Origin of the sequence: Pseudomonas agronomica, from assembly GCF_025917275.1 — a bacterium.
Taxonomy (GTDB): domain Bacteria; phylum Pseudomonadota; class Gammaproteobacteria; order Pseudomonadales; family Pseudomonadaceae; genus Aquipseudomonas; species Aquipseudomonas agronomica.
In genome coordinates, this window is sequence record NZ_JAOSHO010000064.1 from 1 (window position 1) to 17734 (window position 17734).

Annotated in this window: 5 protein-coding genes and 1 pseudogene; 1 reads left to right on the forward strand and 5 read right to left on the reverse strand. The window is 65.7% G+C overall.

Annotation, left to right across the window (positions count from 1 at the left end):
- Window positions 1-142: 142 nt before the first annotated feature.
- From OC610_RS07780 to OC610_RS07790, 3 genes are read right to left on the reverse strand one after another with little or no spacing between them, the layout of a single operon-like run.
- Window positions 143-1789 carry a cyclic peptide export ABC transporter gene (locus OC610_RS07780; RefSeq protein WP_264427294.1) on the reverse strand — a complete coding sequence of 549 codons (1647 nt, stop codon included), beginning with the start codon at window positions 1787-1789 and terminating at the stop codon, window positions 143-145.
- 1 nt (window position 1790) lies between these two features.
- The gene (locus OC610_RS07785) at window positions 1791-5618 is read right to left on the reverse strand and encodes a non-ribosomal peptide synthetase (protein WP_264427295.1); all 3828 of its coding nucleotides are present in this window, start codon (window positions 5616-5618) and stop codon (window positions 1791-1793) included.
- Window positions 5615-14173: a non-ribosomal peptide synthetase gene (locus OC610_RS07790; RefSeq protein ID WP_332880464.1), complete on the reverse strand. Its 8559-nt coding sequence runs from the start codon at window positions 14171-14173 to the stop codon at window positions 5615-5617. Before OC610_RS07790 ends, OC610_RS07785 begins: the two co-directional genes overlap by 4 nt.
- Here OC610_RS07790 and OC610_RS29610 point away from each other — a divergent pair.
- Window positions 14111-14320, forward strand: a complete 210-nt coding sequence (locus OC610_RS29610) for an AMP-binding protein (protein ID WP_332880465.1) — start codon at window positions 14111-14113, stop codon at window positions 14318-14320. The two genes, OC610_RS07790 and OC610_RS29610, sit on opposite strands and share 63 nt — an antisense overlap.
- On the opposite strand, the pseudogene OC610_RS29615 reads toward OC610_RS29610, so the two are convergent.
- Window positions 14240-15835: pseudogene (locus tag OC610_RS29615) on the reverse strand (condensation domain-containing protein); the annotation flags it as partial. The gene OC610_RS29610 and the pseudogene OC610_RS29615 overlap by 81 nt on opposite strands.
- Window positions 15836-15913: 78 nt before the next feature.
- On the reverse strand, window positions 15914-17734 hold a 1821-nt coding region (locus OC610_RS07795), incomplete at its 5' end, for a condensation domain-containing protein (protein WP_264427297.1).

Here is a 17734-nt window from a genome sequence, read left to right on the forward strand (position 1 = left end):
CAACGAGGCTGCGATCTTGCCCCTGACGGTTGAGTCCCAAGCGAAAGATCAAGATCAAGATCTAGATCAAAAGATCGCAGGCTTCGCCAGCTCCTACCGCGTTCGGCAGGAGCCAGCCCTGGCTACAGGTTTATCGGTTTTCTCAGGACAGCATTTGCGCCACTGACGGCGCGCCGGCATCAAGGGCGACTTCGCTGACCTTGCCGTGTTCGATGCGGATCAGTCGATCAGCCAGGTCGAAGTAAGCGTCGTCATGGGAGATGACGATCAGCAATTTGCCGCGCTCGCGCAGGTCCGGCAGGATCCGGGTGTAGAAAAAGTGCTTGAACACCGGATCCTGGTCAGCGGCCCATTCATCGAACAGGTAGCAAGGACGATCATCCAGATAGGCGCTGAGCAGCGCCAGGCGCTTGCGTTGTCCGGTGGACAGCGCCAGCGTCGTCAGCTTGCCTTCCTCGATTTGCACCTTGTGGTCCAGTTGCAGGTGGACCAGGTAGTCCTGCGCCTGTCTCACCAGGTGTGGATCGTCGCCATCGAACAGGTTTTCGAACAGGCAGAAGTCGGTGAAGATCGCCGAGAAATGTTGGCGGTAATGGTGGTTGTCCTGGCTTGAAGAGACCTGCTTGTCGAGCATGATCTCGCCGCTTTCCGGGCGGTACAGTCCGGTGAGCAGCAAGGCCAGGGTGGTCTTGCCGCTGCCGTTGCCGCCGGTGATGAACACCACTTCGCCAGCGTTGAGGGCGAGGTCGATGGGGCCGAGGGTGAAATGACCGTCCTCGCGCTCGCGGTAGTAGGTGTGGGTGACCTGGCGGCACACCAGGCTGCGCACCTGGGTTGGCGAGATCGTATCGAGGGTTTCGTCGGCGGTCTGCATCTCGCCTTCCAGGGCGCGGATCTTGTTCAGGGCCACGCTGGCCCGGCCCAGGGTCGGCAAGGCGTGCATCAGTTCCGACAGTGGCGTGATCAGGTAGAGGATCGCCAGGATATAGCCGGTTATCAGACTCACGCTCAGGTCGATGAAATGCGGCGCGGCGAACAGCACCACGCCGATCAGCATATAGAACACCGCATTGCCCCAGTTCAGGACCAGGGCGTAGATGCTCATGCCCCGTACAAAATCGCGGCGGTATTGCTGGCTCACCGGTACCAGCAGGCGGGTGAAGAAGTGCTGCCGGCGTGGATGGTTGAGTTGCAGCTCCTTGCTGCCATCGGTGAGCAGGCGATATTGATTGAACAACTGGTCCTTGAGCTCGCGAGCCCGGGATATCGAGGTCAGGGCCCGGCGTTGCGGCCAGTGGAAGCTCAGGCTGCCCAGGGCGATCAGCAGCAGCGTCAGGCCCAACAAGGGCATGCTCAGCCAGCCCAGGTAGCCGAGGCACGCCGCAATGATCCCGACGTTGACCAGCAGGATCGGCACCAACTCCACCGCCTGGCTGATGGTTTGCGTATCGTCGGTGAGCATCGCCAGCAGGCGATGCTTGCCCAGGCGCTGCAATTGCGCGTAGGGCGTGTCGATCAGCTTGGCGCTCAGGTGCAGGCGCATATCGTTGACGGCGGCCTGGCCCAGGCGCAGCAAGCTGATGTCGGAGACGATCCGCGACACCGCGACCAACGCCACCAGGCCAGCGAAGAGCAGGCCGTCCGCCGGGCGCAGCGTATCGAACGCCTTTAGGCTGTGGTTGATGTTGGCGATCAGGCCGGCCGCCGCGAGGCCGCAAGTCAGTCCCGTCAGCGTGGCGACCAGCAGTGCGCGCCATGAGCGCTTGGCCATGAGTAACAACAGATCCATTTCAAACCGCTCCGTGTGTAGCAATGGCCGTGAGGCGCGCCGCCAATTGTTCGTGCAGGGCGCGTTGCTCAAGGATGGTCAGGTGTTGCGCCGCGATTACCTCGCGGGTCAACGGCCCACTGCTCAGGTCTTCCCAATGCGGGTCGGCGAACTCAGCCTGGGCCAGGGTGTCGCTGGCCCACCAGACATGTACCGGGCAGCTCAACCGCAAGGGCTTGAACGTGGCCAGCAGATGCTGCGTATGTTGCTGGTAGTCTAGCCGCGTCTGCAGGTGCTCCCAACTGTCGCCATCGAGTTGCAGGCCTTGCTGCCGTGCCCACTGGACCAGTTCCGGTAAGCGTGCCGCCGGGGGCAGGGCGTCCAGGTGTTCCAGCAAGGCGGTCATGATCGACGGCGGTAACTGGCGCAACACGGTCTGGCTGTCCGGCGTGAGTGCTTGCGCGGCCGATTCCAGCAGCGCTTGGACGCTGTCTTCCCGCGCTTGATGCTGGTATTGCGAGTCGATGATGCCGAGAAACGCCACGTCCTCACCCAGGCTTTCCAAGCGAGCGGCAGCGGCAATCGCCAGGAGGCCACCGAGGGAAAAGCCCAGCAGGTGATAAGGCCCCTGTGGTTGCTGTTGGCGCAGGTGCTCGACGTAGCACGCGGCAAGGCTTTCGATATCGCCGCCCAGCGTGGTGCTGTCGTCGGTCAGGTAGGCGGCCTGCAAACCCCATAAGTGCCAGCCTGCAAGCGGCGCCAGCAACGTTCGGTAATCCTGGACATGACCGGTGGAAGGATGAAAGCAGAACAGGTTGGCGGCGTCGGTGCCTGGTGCCGACAACCGCACCAGTGGCGAGAGCTTGAGCTCAGCCTGCACCAACGCGGCAAACGCCGAGACGCTCGGGGCGTTGAACACTGCGTTGACGGTCACTGGCGCCGACAGCGCGGTCTGCAAGCGACTGGCGAGCGTCACCGCCGCCAGGGAGTGGCCGCCCAGCTCGAAGAAATCGTCGTCGATGCCCACTCGTTCCAGGCCCAGCACCTGTGCCCAGACGTCGGCGAGCAGGGCTTCCAGCGGAGTGCGCGGCGAGGCGCTGCCGACCGTGTCGAGGACCTTGTCGGCCCATTGCCGAAGGGTCTTGCGGTCGAGCTTGCCGTTGCCCATCAGCGGCAGTGCTTCAACGATCCGCAGGGTGGGCAGCATGTAGTCCGGCAAGCAATCCTGGGCCTGGCCATGCAGCCGGCCGACCGTGGTCGAATGCCCGGGCGCCAGGGTCATGAAGGCGAACAGTTGCTGGCCGAGTTCGCCCCGTGGAATGCATTCCACCGCGGCCTGGGCCACGCCGGGAAGGTCGTTCAGTTGCGCCTGGATTTCGTCGAGCTCGACGCGGAAACCACGGATTTTCACCTGGCGGTCCGCCCGCCCGGTGATCTCCAGGCTGCCGTCATGGCGATAGCAGGCCATGTCACCGGTGCGATAGAGGCGCTCTCCCGGCCGTTGCGCCAGTTCGATAAAACGCCCGGCATTCTGCTGTGCGTCCAGGTAACCGCGAGCCAATTGCGGGCCGGCGATGTACAGCTCGGCCGTTTGCCCGGGAGCGGCCAGCGCTTGCTGCGCGTCGAGCAGGTACAGGCGCATGCCGTCGAGGCGATCGCTCAGGGGAAGGCGGCGGTAATCCACCGCCGGTTCGACTTTGTGCATCACCGCGCCGACGGTGGTTTCGGTCGGGCCGTAGTGGTTGAAGACCGTCAGCGCCGGCGCGAGGTTGCGAATGCCCTGAAGCAGGCGGCGGGAGCAGCTTTCGCCACCCAGGATCAATTGTTTGCGCGGCAACACGGCGGCGCTTTGGGCATGGATCAACCAGGCGTCGAGCAGCGACGGCACGATCTTCAGATGGTCGATCGGGTACTGCGCCTGCCAGGCCGCCCAGGCCTGGGCGTCCATCGCGGTTTCCTTGTCCAGCAGGTGCAGTTCGCCGCCGCTGAGCAGCGCCGGGAACAGCAACGTGTAGCCCAGGTCGGCGGCCAGCGAAGTGACCACCGCGCTGCGTTCGCCCTCCGCCAGATCGAGGCGCCGGGACACACTGGCGACGTAACTGGCCAGTTGCCGATGCTCGACGATGACGCCTTTGGGCGTGCCGGTGCTGCCGGACGTGAACAGCACGTACGCCGCGTCCTGCTCCTGGATCCCCACGTCGACGTTGCTGGCGGGTGCTTGCTGCCAGGTCGCCTCATCGCGCAGGTCGAGGCTGCCGATGCCGGGCAGCGCGGGGGCGCTGCCGGCCGAACCGCTCAAGACGAAGACCGGCTGCGCCTGTTGCAGGATGGCCAGGGAGCGCTGCGCCGGCTGATGCACGTCCAGGGGGACGAACGCCGCGCCACTCTTGAGCACGGCGAGCATGGCCAGGACCATGTGCGCCGAGCGATCCAGGTACAGCGCCACGCGATCTTCGCGACCCACGCCCTGGGCGCGCAGATAATCGGCCAATTGGTTGCTGCGGGCCTGCAATTGGGCGTAGCTCAGTTGCCCGTTGGGGTCGCGCAGGGCCAAGCGCTCGGGGAAACGCTTGGCGCACTCATCGAACTGCGCCGGCACGCAGGCAAACGGCAGTGCCGAGGTACTGTCCTGCACGGCCGCCAGCGTGTTGGCGAAACTCGGCGCCTGCAATGACAGCGCGGCCAGGGGCTTGTCCGGGTTGGCGAGGGCGTCGAGCAACAGCGATTGAAACTGCTCCAGCAGAACCTGAGCGGCTTGCTCGCTGTAACGGCTCGGCAAGTGGCAAAGGTTCAGGCGATAGGCGCCAGCGGTGGTTTCGGCCACCAGCAGCAGTTCCATGCCTGCCGGGATGGCTTGTGCGTCCAGCACCGTGACCGTCGATGCCGGGCTGCCCAAGGTGTCGAGCCGATCGGGCAACTGCCCACCCCACTGGAAGCCGTATTGCGAAGCCTCGGCCGGCAGTGCAGTGCTGACGCCGCAGTATTCCTGCCATTCCGTCGCTTGCTCGCAGAGCCCCTGCAGGTTCGCCAGCGCCTGGGCAAAATGGCTGCCTGCCGCCGGTTGCCAGCGCAGGGGCAGGGGCTTGGCGAACAATCCCCAGCAATCGGCGAGTTCTTCATAGTCGTCGCGGCAATCGTGGACCCAGTTCAAGGTCAGTGCCGGGCTATCGCCGCTACTCAGGCGCTGCAACAGCACGCCCCAGGCCGTCATCAGGACGTGCTCGGGCGAGGCGTCGTGACGTTGGCAAAAACCATCGAGGGCGATGCTCAACTGTGGATCGGCGCCCAGGCGAGTGGTCACCGGGACGTCGCGGCGGTCGCTGCGTACCTGCCGGTAGAGCAGCTCGCTGGCGGCCGGCTCGTCCAGGGCCTGGCTGGCCCAGAAGCGCCGGCCAGGCTCGGCATCCTCATCGGCCTGCAATTCGTAGAGCCAGGCGGTGTACTGGGTATAGGTCATGGCTTCGTCATCCACCGTCGGCGCATCCGTCGCCGCCAGTGCCTGCGCCAGGCGCAGCAGGGTCCCGCGATCCGCGCTCAGTGCCGGCAGTTGCAGTGTCACCCGGTGCAGATGGTCAGCCGTTGATTGAACGTCGACCTCGATGGCATTCGCTGCCGTTGCGACGGATTCGACTATTTGCAACGGCATCAGCAAACCCGGTTCGGGCCGCACCCGCAGGCGCAGGGCCTCGTGGCAAGCGCTCAGGGCGACGAGCCGCTGCTGGAGGCGCTCCAGCGCCAACGGGCCTTTCACTTCCAGTGCCAGGCGCACCGCCGACAACCCCGCCAACCACTGGCTGCGCTGTTGGGGCGAAAGGGCGAAGGCTTCTTCACGTTTCTCGAAGGCGCTCATGCCTGCACCTCCGCAGCCGGCGCCGGCTGTGCTTCGGGCAGGGCCCCGGTCAGTTGTTCACGGCGCATCATCTGGCCCATGGCGACACAAATCTTGCGCTCGCCCTCGAAGGGGTCCCGGGCGTGGGCCACCAGCATATTGTCCAGCATCACCATGTCACCTTTTTGCCAACTGAAACGTACCGCACAGTCTTCATAGGCTTCGCCGATCACTTGCATCACCGCGTCTTCGATCATGCTGCCGTCGCCGTAGTACACGTTGCGGGGCAGATGCCCAGGACCGAACAGGCTGATCAAGTTGCTGCGCACTTCCGGCTCCAGGCAGGCAGTGTGGTGCAATTGCACCTGGTTGAAGAACGACAGCTCCCCGGTTTCGGGATGCGCGACGATGGCCGGGCAATGCTGGGCGATCCGCAGGTTGTCGGGCCCCAGCCATTCCCAGCGCATGCCCGATGCCAGGCATTGGCGCTCGACTTCCTCGCGTTGTTCGGTCTTGAAGAAGTCCTGCCAGCGCACATCCAGCTTGTCGGTGAAATGCCGCACGTAAAGCAGCCCGAGGGCCTTGAAGCGAGCGACGATGTCCTCGGGCAAGCGCGCCAACACCTGCCGGCAATCAACGATGGGCGTGCAGCCGCCACGTGGCGCCGGGGTTTCGCAGTAGAACCATTGCTTGCGTGGCCACTGCGGCAGGTGGGAGCTCTCGTTGTGGAAGAGGATCATGTGCTGTTCCGGATACGGCGTGGAGTGGTAGATGTTCTTGCCGGACGTGTTTTTCGGCAGGTCGCCGTAGGTCCCGTAGAGGTCCGGCTCGATGGCCTGGGCGAACTGCTCGAAAGCGGCGGCATCCGGCAGGTTGAAACCCCGGAACAGCAGGCCGCCGTGGGTCAGCAGTTGTGCATTGATCCATTCCCGGGCTTGCAGGGCCCAGTGCACCGGGTCCAGGTCGCCGAGCAGCGGCTCGATCACCAACGGCAAGGCTTGCCCGGCGTCGAGGGTGCGGGTGCGGACCTGCTCGTGGGCTACCTGGCTCACAGCGGTTGCACGGGTCTGCTTGAGCTTGCTCAGTTTCGACTGCTTGCGTGCGCTGCGGGCCGTGGCCTCGTCAAGCGAAGCCTCCGGTTGCGACGGCGCGCTGGCGCTGTCGGCCTCAAGGCGCCACGACCACGTATCCAACGCTTGGGCTGGGGCCGAGACGATCTGCTCCAGCAGGTGCTCGAAACCTTGTTCGAGACGCTGGACGGTCTGTGCCTGCAGCACGCTGGTGCGATACACCCAGCGCACGTTCAGCCCCTGCGTTTCGTCCTCTTCGACAAACACGGCGAGGTCGAACTTGCTGCTCTCCTGGGGCGACACCAGGTGCTCCACTTCAAGGTCCGGCAGGCTGGCATTGCCGCTGGGCGTGTTCTGCATGACGAACAGCACCTGGACCAGCGGGTTGACCCCTGGCGTACGCGGCGGCTGCAGTTCCTCGACCAGTTTGTCGAACGGCACTTGCTGGTGTTGGAACGCCGCCAGGCAATCCTCGCGCAGGCGTTGCAAGCGTGCCTCAAAGCTTTCCCCCTCACTCAGGCGGGCGCGGATCGGCAGCACGTTGACGAAGAACCCGATGAGGTGTTCCAGAGCCGGATGCTCGCGGTTGGCCAGGTCGGTGCCGACGATAAAATCGTTGGCCCCGGTGGCGCGCTGCAACAGGCTGTTGAAGGCATTGAGCAGGACCATGAACAGCGTCGCCCGTTGCGTTTGCGCATAAGCCTTGAGCACCTGCGTCTGGGCCGCGCTGAAGCGTTGCTCCAGTGCCGCGCCCTGGTAGTCGGGGCGTGCCGGGCGAGGCTGGTCAAGCGGCAGCGGAATCAGGGTTGGCGCGCCGTCGAGCTGGCGGCGCCAGTAATCGATTGCCCGGGCCAGCAGGTGTTGTTGCGCTTCGCTGCGTTGCCAGTAGGCGTAGTCGGCGAACTGGATCGGCAACACCGGCAGCACCGGTGTCGAACCGCTGGTGCGAGCCTGGTACCCGACGATCAGCTCCTGCATCAGGATGCCCATGGACCAGGCATCGGTGGCGATGTGGTGCAGCACCAGTTGAAGCACATGATCGTCGCTGCCCAGGCGCAGCAGGTTGGCGCGCAGCATCGGCGCCTGTTGCAGATCGAACGGGCGCCCGGCCTGTTCATCGATCAGGCGTTGCAGGGTTTGCGCCTGTTCCGCAGGGTCGAGGTGACTCAGCTCGGTCGGTGTCAAGTCGACCATCGGCGCCGGGCTGATGACCTGGCATGGCTGGTCGCCGTGGAGGTGGAACGCGGTGCGCAAGGATTCATGACGCTCGAAGACGGCTTGCAATGCCCCTTGCAGCGCTGTGATGTCCAGGGCTCCGCGCAACCGGATGGCGGTGGCCATGTTGTAGGCGGCGCTAGGGCCTTCGAAGCGATCCAGGAACCACAGCCGTTGCTGGCTGTAGGACAGCGGCAATGGATGATTGCGTGGCGCCAGGGCGATTTCGCCGTCGCCGTCGGCCTCGATCCGGGCGTCGCGCTGTTGATCGACCGCTTGGGCCAGTTGCTCGAGGGTGCCACGTTCGAACAGCGTGCGCAGCGGCAGGTTCACGTTCAAGCGACGGCGAATCCGCGACAACACCTGGGTGGCGAGCAAGGAGTGACCGCCGATGGCGAAGAAGTCGTCGTGCACACCGACTTTGTCCAGCCCGAGAATTTCCTGCCAGAGCTGCGCCAGGACCTGTTCGGTCGGCGTGCGCGGTGCCATGGATTGCGCTTGCACCGTCTCGTCCTGGGGCACGTCCAGGGCGGCGAGGGCGCGGCGGTCGACTTTGCCATTGGCGTTCAGCGGCAATTGCGCAAGGGCCAGCCAGCGGGCCGGGACCATGTAGCTTGCCAGTTGCTGGCCGAGGTAAGCGCTCAAGGCCTGTTGCGCCGACTCGCCGCCCAGGTCGGCCGCTTCGTCGAGCACATACCAGGCCACCAGTTGCAACGCGCCACGGGCGTCGGGCAGCGCCAGCACCGCCGCGCTGTCCACTGCCGGATGCTGCATCAGGCGATTCTCTATCTCGCCCAGTTCGATGCGGTGGCCACGGACCTTCACTTGCTGGTCGCGACGGCCGAGGTATTCGATCACGCCGTCGGCGCGCATGCGGCCGATGTCACCGCTGCGATACAAGCGCGCATCGGCCTGGAACGGGTGCGGGACAAAGGCTTCGCGGGTGCGTTGCGGGTCCCGCAGGTAGCCGCGACCGACACCAACACCGCCGATGCACAACTCGCCCGGCACGCCGATGGGCACCAGGCGCAGCGCCGAATCGAGGACGAACACTTGGTTATTGGCGGTCGGCTTGCCGATCGGCATGTGCAGGCAGTCGTCGGTCGGTGCTGCGGTGATGGGATAGAAAGCGACGTCGTCCGAGCATTCGGCCGGGCCGTAGGCATTCATCAGCGGGATCGCCGGGAAACGGGCGAACCAGTCCCGCGCCAGGGCCGGCGGCAGCGCCTCCCCAGTAGGCAGGAGCCAGCGCAGGCTCGCCAGGGCGTGGTGCGCCTGGCTTTCCTGAAGCATGCCGCGAATCAGCGCCGGCACGGTTTCCAGCAGCGTCAGCTTCTGTTCTTCAACGGCGTCGAGCAGGGCCACCGGGTCGTGGGCCTGGGCATCGGGAAGAATGTGCACGGTGGCGCCGAACAGCGGCGCGGCGAGGAATTGCCACACGCTGATATCGAACGCCGCCGAAGCGGTCTGGGCAATCCGGTCGTGCTCACCCAGGCCCAGGCTCGGGACCTTGCCGAACATGTTGTTGAGCATCCCTCGCTGCTCGACCATCACGCCTTTTGGCGTGCCGGTGGAGCCCGAGGTGAAGATCACGTAGGCCAGTTGATCCGGGCTGTGCGCATAGCTGACCGGCGGCTGCTCATGGCTTTGCCAGAGCGCCTGGGCGATCAGGCAGGTGGGTTGCTTGCACATCTGCGGCAGGACGTTGTCCAGTGTCGCGGTTGCGTCCTCGCACACCAGCACCAGTGGCGCTTCACCGAGGTCCAGCAACTCCGCCAGGCGTGCGTGTGGTTGCTGGATATCCAGCGATTGGAAGGCCGCGCCGACCTTGAGCGTGGCGACCATCATGGTCAGCAGGGCCAGGCCACGCTCGGCGAACAGCGCCACCAGGGTTTCCGGGCCAGCACCTGCGGCCTGCAACGCATGGGCGATGGCATTGGCGCGGCGGTCGAGTTCGGCGTAGGTCAGCGATTGCCCCTGGCATACGGCGGCCAGGTGTTGCGGCCGGCTGCGCACTTGCTCGGCGAACAGCGCCGCGTAGCCGCGCTCCAGGGGGAAGTCGACGTCGCTGCGGTTGCAGTCGATCTGCAACTGCCGGCGTTCCGCCTCGGGCAGCATGTGCAGGCTGCCCAACGGCGCCTGCGGTGTCTCCAGCATGCCCGACAGCAGTTGCACCAGATGCCCGAGCATGCGCTGTACGGTGTCCGTGCTGAAGCGCTGGCTGTCGTAGGACAGGCGAATGCCCAGGCGGTCGCCGGGGTACAGCACCACCGTCATCGGGAAGTTGGTGTGCACGCGGTCTTCATAGATGTCGATGCTGAAGGCGTCCAGTTGCACGCTGCTGATGTCCAGCGGCGCGTTCTCGAACACCACCAGGCTGTCGAACAGTTGCTGGCCGCGCGGCACCTGGCTGCAACGCTGGATGTCCACCAGCGATGCGCTTTCGTGTTCCCGCAGTTGCGCGTTGTGCGAGAGCAGCGCTTGCAGCCAGTCGGCCACTGGCGCCTCGGGGTCGACATCGATGCGCAGCGGCAAACTGTTGATGAACAACCCGACCATTTCCTCCACGCCGGCTAGGTCCGTCGGCCGACCGGCGACGGTGACGCCGAAGAGCACGTCGCGATTGCCGCTGTAACGCGACAACAACAGGGCCCAGGCGCCCTGGATCCAGGTGTTGGGGGTCAGTTGGTATTGCTGGCACAGCTGCTGCAGACGTTGGGTCTGGGCGATGCTCAAGGTCTGGTCGAAATCGCCGACCTGCTCCGGCGCCTGCTCCGGGCGTGCCACGGGGCTGTCCACGTGCAGCGGCGTCGGCTCGCTGAAACCGGCCATTTCGGCCTGCCAGAACGCGTGGGCGGCGGCCATGTCATGGCGTTCCAGCCAGCTCATGTAGCCGCGGAACGAACGCAGGCGCGGACGGGCCACAGGCTCCTGGCGCACGATCGCCTGGTAGATGGCCAACAGGTCTTCCATCAGCAGGCCGAAGCACCAGGCATCGGTGAGGATGTGGTGAAAGCTGCGCACCACGGCGAAACGTCGCTCATCGAGCTGGAACACCCGCAGGTGGGTCAATGGCGCGCGGGCCATGTCGAAACCTTGCAGGCGTTGTGCTTCGAGGGCCTGGTCCATCGCCTGGTGCTGTTGCGCTTCGTCGAGGTGGCGCAAGTCCTGCCAGTCGAACGCCCGGTGGGTTTGGCGGTACACGCATTGCAGTGGCTCATGGTCGTCTTGCCACCAGAACGCGGTGCGCATCATCGGATGGCGTTCGAGGAACAGCTGCCAGGCGGCTTCCATCGCCGGGCGTTGCAAGGCCCCGTCCCAGCTGTAGCGTTGTTGCATCAGGTAGATGCCGCTATGGGGTTGCAGCAGGGTGTGCAGGAGCATGCCTTGTTGCATCGACGACAGCGGGTAGACGTCCTCGATGTTCAGCCAGTCCAGCGGTTCGGCCGCCAGGGTCGCCGCTTGCTTGTGGCACAGCGGGAACGCCTGGCTGGCCGGGCGCAGGCCAGGTGCAGTCACCAGCCCGGCGAGTTCGCCCAGGCGTTGTGCAAGGCGCGGTGCCCAGTCGGCGGCGAGGTTGCCTTGGCTGCGTACGTGCAGGCAGTCATCCTGCCACCAGGCGTCCAGGGTCAGTGGGCACGTCGGCGCCGTCGACGGGCTTGCGGCTTCGACCCGGGCCAGGAGGCCGCGTTCTTCGCGGTGGCTGTCGAGGTTGCCCAGCCAGCGGATGGCGACCGATGCCGCCGGCAGCTCGCGCAGTGGTTCTTGCAGGTAGGTGTTGTCCGACAGGTAGCGCAGGGCGCCATAGTCGACGCCGTATTGCGGGTAGGCGCGCATCTGCGCGGCCAGTGCCTGCAAACGTTGCAGCAGGCTGTCGCCTTCCGGCTGGAGGAAGTACGGCACGGCCAGGGCCAAGGGCCCCAGGATGCGTGCCGGGTCGAGGTCGGCCTCGGCAATCGGCGCATCGACCGGCAGGCGCTCGGTGCTCGGCCGGGCATCGTGCACGCTCAGGGCAACCAGGCCATTGCCGCACGACTCGCGGCACTGTTCGGCCACGGCAGCGGCCAACAGGCTGTTCCAGTCCAGTTGCAGCACTTCGCCCAGGCGCTTGAGTTCGCCTGAGGTGACGGCTGGCAGGGTTTGTTCGTTCACGCTGGCCGGCTGCTGGCTGCCAGGCAGTTGCAGCGGTTCCACGCCTGCGTATTGCAGCCAGTGTTCCCAGGCCTCATCCAGGGCATCGCCCTGGGCATGGGCCATTTGGTGCCGCGTCCACTGGGTAAAGTCTCCCCCGGTGCAGGACAGGCGCACCGGCCGTTGATAACGCAGTTGCGCCAGGGCCAGGTTGAGGTCCGCCAGCAGCAGCGACCAGGACGCTTCGTCCAGGCACAGCGGATGTGCGGCCAGTAGCAGGGAATGTTTGCCGTCCACTTCCAGCAGACGGGCATGCAGGGTTTGGCCGGCGTCCAGTTCCAGGGCGTCGACACCGGCCTGGGCCAGGGCTTGCAGTTTCGCCGGGGCGCAGGTTTCAAGTTTTTCGGTGGTGATGACCGGAGCCTTGGCCGCGACCAGTACCCGTTGCTGCCACTCGCCTTCCGGCAGGGCCTTGAGCGCCAGGCGCAAGGCCTGGTGGTGTTGCTGCAAGGCAACGAGGGCATGGCTCAACAATTCGCCATCGATCGATTGGCTCAGTGCCACGCAACGCCAGGTGGCATGCAACGGGCCTTGTTGCAGGCGCGCCCGTTGCCCGGCGGCCAGCGGCAATTCATGGCCATCGGCAATCTCGTGCGCCACGCCATGGCTCGCATCAGCGCCCAGCACCCGGGCGATGTCGGCGATGGTGCGGTTCTCGAAGAGTTGGCGGGGCGTGAGTTTCAGCCCTTGCTGGTTGGCGCGGGCGATGATCTGCAAGTTGATGATCGAGTCGCCGCCCAGGGCGAAAAAGTTGTCATGCACGCCGACACGTTCAAGCTTCAGGACGTCTTGCCAGATGGCGGCCAGCTGCGCTTCGACTTCATTGCGCGGGGCGACGTGGGTGGCGCTGTCGTCCGTGGATTTTTGCGGGAGCGGCAAGCGCTGCACATCGACCTTGCCGTTGCGGGTGAGGGGCAGTTCGTCGAGGGTTATGAAGTGCGCCGGTACCATGTAGTCCGGGACGCGCGCACTGAGGTCGTTGCGCAGCTTCGTCGCCGAGAGCGACTGGCTGGCAACCAGGTAGGCCACCAGGCGCAGGCTGCCGTCCAGTTCCACGGCGCGGACCAGCGCCTGTTCGATCAGCGGCGACAGGCGCTTGAGCTGCGCTTCGACTTCGCCCAGTTCCAGCCGATTGCCGCGGATCTTGACCTGGCTGTCGACTCGGCCGAGGAACGCCAGTTGACCGTCCATTTGCCAGCGTACGCGGTCCCCCGTGCGGTACCAGCGTTGCTGGTCCGCGTCGAGGTGGAAGCGTTCGGCGGTCAGGTCCGGGCGGTGCAGGTAACCCCGGGCCAGGGCGCCGTTGATCAGCAGCTCGCCCGACACCCCGGTGGGCACCAGGCGACCGTTGGCATCCACCACTTGCAGTTGACGGTTCGGCAGCGGCCGGCCGAGGGCAATGCTGCGCAGGCCCGCAGGCAACTCCGTGGCAATCGCCCCGACCGTCGCTTCGCTTGGCCCATAGTGGTTGAACACCCGCAGCCCGGGTGCGAGACGGTTGACCTGCTCCAGCAGCGTCGGGCTGAGGGCATCGCCACCGAAGACCAGCAGGGCGCGCGGCAACAGGCGGGCATCGGGCAGCGCTTGCAACAGGCCGGCCAGATGACTTGGGGTGATCTTCAGCACATCCACCGGGTGCTGGTCGAAGAGTTCGGCCAGCGCCAGGGGGCTGAAACCGCTATCTTCATCCACCAGCAACAGGCTGGCGCCGCTGCACAGGGCACCGAACAGTTGGGTGTGGCCCAGGTCGGCGGCGATGCTCGACAGCAAGCCGTAGCGGGCCGCCGGAGGTGGATTGAGGATGGCGTGGACCGCCGTCAGGTAATCGACGATGGACTGGTGCTCGACCACCACGCCCTTGGGCGTGCCGGTGGAGCCCGAGGTGTAGATCACGTAGGCGGCGTCAGTCGGGCTGTGGGCCACGGCCGGTGGAGTGCCTGGCTGGGCGGCGATGGCGTCGGCCTGTTCCGCCAGCCACAGCGTCGGCGTGTGCTCGGCCAGGCCTTTGAGCAGGGGCGAGGCGGCAGCGCCGAGTTCGTGATCGCGCTGCTGGCCACCCTCAAGGCCGGCGCCGCCTATCTGCCACTGGACCTCAAGCAGCCCGCCGGGCGCCTGGCCGACGTGCTGGTGGACAGCCGCGCCGCACTGCTCATCGGCGCTGCGCTCCAGGGCCAGGGCCACCACGCTGTCGTGGCCGATGCCCTGGTCGCGCAAGTATTGGCTGAGGCGGTTGGCCCGTTGGTCTAGCTCACGATAGGTCAGGGCGACCTGGCGGTCGCGGACGGCCAAATGTTCCGGGTGGGCGGCCGCCTGCTGTTCGAAGCGCTGGTGCAGGCACGCAGCGGGTACCGGCAGTTGCACGCCACGCCCCTGCGCGAGCAGTTGCTGGCGTTCTTCAGGGTCCAGCCACTCCAGTTCGCTGACCGGATACTGCGCGTGTGCTGTCATCGCCAACAGGATGGCGCGCAATTGGGCCGACAACACGGCGACCTCGGCATCGCTGAAGCGACTGCGGTCGTAGCTGATCAGGTAATGCAACTGTTTGTCCGGCACCACGATCAGCGACAACGGAAAGTGGTTGCGGCCTTGGGTGAGGGTAATGCCATCGACCTGCTGGTCGTTGCTCGGGGCACTGAAACTCAAGCCGCCGGTGTCCTGGTTGAGCGCGTCGGTGACGGGGAAGTTCTCGAACACCAGGATCGAGTCGAACAGCGCTTGTTCGGCGGCGATGCGCGTCATCGACTTGAGTTTGCCCAGCGGCAGATAGGCATGGTGACGCAAGTCGCTGTTGGCTTGCTGCAAGTGTTGCAGCCAGGTTACCAGCGTTGGCTCGTTGGCCCATTGCACGCGCAATGGCAAGGTATTGATGAACAGCCCGACGGTGCTGTCCACCGCCGCCAGGTTCTCCGGACGCCCGGCGACGGTGACGCCATAGACCACGTCGTCGCGCCCGGCGTGTTGGCCCAGCAAAAGTGCCCAGGCGCCCTGGATCAGGGTGTTGAGCGTCAGGTCGTGCTGGCGGGCGAAATGCGCCAGTCGCTCGGTTTCGCCGGCCGTGAGCAGGTTTTCCCGCTCGGCGAACGGTGCCCCCGCAGGCGCTGGCTGGCGTACGGCGAAGGTGGGCAAGGGTGTCGGCTCGCTCACGTCCTGCAATTGCTCGCGCCAGAAACCTTCGGTGGCGGCCATGTCCTGCTCCGCCAGCCAGGCGATGTAGTCGCGGTAAGGGCGGGTCGGCGCCAGGTCGGCGGGGCGGCCGTGGGCTTGTTCGTAGTAGAGCGACAACCACTCCTGGACGGCGATGCCGACGCTCCAGCCGTCCATGAGGATGTGATGGAAAGTCCAGATCAGGTGCCAGCGCTCGGGGGCCAGGCGTACCAGGCACACGCGCATCAGCGGCGAGTCATTGAGCGCCAACGGTTGCGCCCGTTGCTCCAGCGCCAACTGTTCCAGCGCGGCCTGCGGCTCGGCGCGGTCTTGCCAGTCCAGTTCGGTCAGGGGCAATGGCACGTCCTGTTGCACCACCTGATAGGCATCGTCCAGCTCTTCCCAGAGGAACGCACTGCGCAATACGGCGTGACGCTGCATCAGCGCCTGCCAGGCGCCGCGAAATGCGCTCAGTTGCAGCGGACCGTTCATGTCCAGGCTCAATTGCTGGTAATAGACCCGCGAATCCGGTTCATAGACGCTGTGGAACAACAGGCCGTGCTGGGTCGGCGAAAGGGAGTAGATGTCTTCGATGTTGTTCATGCTTGCTTGGTCCATTTCAAAGTCTTGAAAACTCAAGTGAGTCGATCCAGGCGCCGCGCCGGTCCGAAGACCTGCGCGGCGCGGCGTCGCCCGCTAGTTTTGGGAGTTGGGTCTGGTCTTGAGCTTGCCCAGCAGTTTGTCCAGGGATTTCTGGTTCAGCGCCTTGGCCAGCGGGAAGTCCGCCGGCATCAGCGAACCGGCCTGTGGGTCCAGGCAGTGTTCGACCAGCGCCTGCAAGCGTTCCAGCAGGCGAGCGGGCAGATGCCTGTCGGCGTTCGGCGTGACGCTGTGCCATTCGACGCGCAACACGCCGTCCTCCAGCCAGGCCACCACTTCCCGGGCGTGGGTCACCCGGTTGGCGGGAGCTACGTCCGGTGGCGGAGTCAGGCTGCTGGCGCGCAACCAGCCCTCTGGCGTTTGCTCATGCCCCAGGTAGTTGAACAGCACGTCGCCGTGGCTGGCCGGCAATTCGCCGCGCTGGCGCAGCAAGCCATGGCCCAGGCCCAGGCCGGGTACGTCGCGCAAGGCTTGCTTGGCGTTGCGCACCTGATCGCCCGCGGCGCCACTGGTGTTCACCCGCAACGGGTAGAGCGTGGTGAACCAGCCGACGGTGCGGCCGACGTCCAGCCCGGCAAACGGTGCATCACGTCCGTGGCGCTCCAGGTCCACCACGATGTCACGGCATTGCTCGACCTCGGCCAGGGTTGCGGCGAGGGCGGCGATCAGCAGTTCTTCCGGTTGCGTGCGGTAAGCGGCCTGGGACTCGGTCAGCCACTGGTGCGTGCGGCGGGCATCCCAGCGGGCCGACAGGGTCTGGCGCTCGGCGACCGTGGCCACGGGAGGCGGGTTCGCAGAGGTCTGGGCATTCCAGTAGCGCTGCTCGGCGGCGGCTTTCGCTGCATGGACTTGCAGGTGCTCGGCCCATTGCCGATACGAGGTGGTTTTCGCCGGTAATGTCGGCTGCTCGCCACGCTCCAGCGCGGCGTACAGCTGTTGGAAATCCTCCAGCAGCGGCGTCCAGGACACCGCATCGACCGCCAGGTGATGGGCCACCAGGTACAGGCGCTGCGGCGCGCCTTCGAGCAGGGCCGCGGCAAACAGCGGGCCGTGTTGCAGGTCCAGGCTTTGGGCGACTTGCAGCAGTTGTTCCGAGTGCTCGCAGCAGGTCAGTTCGGCCGGTGCCACTGGCGCAATGTGTGCCTGCCATTGTCCGTCGACGTCGATGAAACGCAGGCGCAGGGCATCGTGATGGGCCACCAGTCGATCCAGCGTGGCTTGGACGATGGCCGGCTCCAGGCGACGGTCGCTGTCGGCCAGCACCGATTGGTTCCAGTGCGCGGCCTGGGGTTGCTGCTGGTCGAAGAACCATTGGTGCAACGGCATCAGCGGCATCGACCCGGTCACATCACCTTGTTCGGCCTGGGTCAGCAGCGCCGTGGTCACGTGGGCCAGGGCCGCCGGGGTCGGCGAACGGAACAGGTCCCGTGGGGTGAGCGAATAGCCCTGTTCACGCAAGCGCGAGATCAGTTTCAGGCCAAGGATCGAGTCACCGCCCAGGGCGAAGAAACTGTCCGAAGTGCCGACTTCACGACCGCCGGTCAAGGTTTCACCGAGCAATTCGCCGAACAACTGGCAGAGCAGGCGTTCCAGGTCGTTGCGCGGTGCCGCGTAGTCTTTCCGGGTGTTGGGCAAGGGCAGGGCGGCCAGGGCCTTGCGGTCGATCTTGCCGTTGGTGCTCAGGGGCAGGGCCGGGAGGTGCACCCACACTGCCGGCACCATGTATGCCGGCAGCTCGGTCGCCAGTTGTGTGTCGAGGTCCGCTTGTGCCGTGCTACTGCTGTAGAACGCTACCAGGCGGTTGTCGATGACCAGGGTGCACGCGCCGGTGATGGCCGGCAGGTTCAGCAGGGCCGA

Coding starts and splice junctions, on each gene's coding strand:
- OC610_RS07780 (WP_264427294.1), bottom strand. CDS start 1,789: ATGGATCTGTTGTTACTCATGGCCAAGCGCTCATGGCGCGCACTGCTG.
- OC610_RS07785 (WP_264427295.1), bottom strand. CDS start 5,618: ATGAGCGCCTTCGAGAAACGTGAAGAAGCCTTCGCCCTTTCGCCCCAA.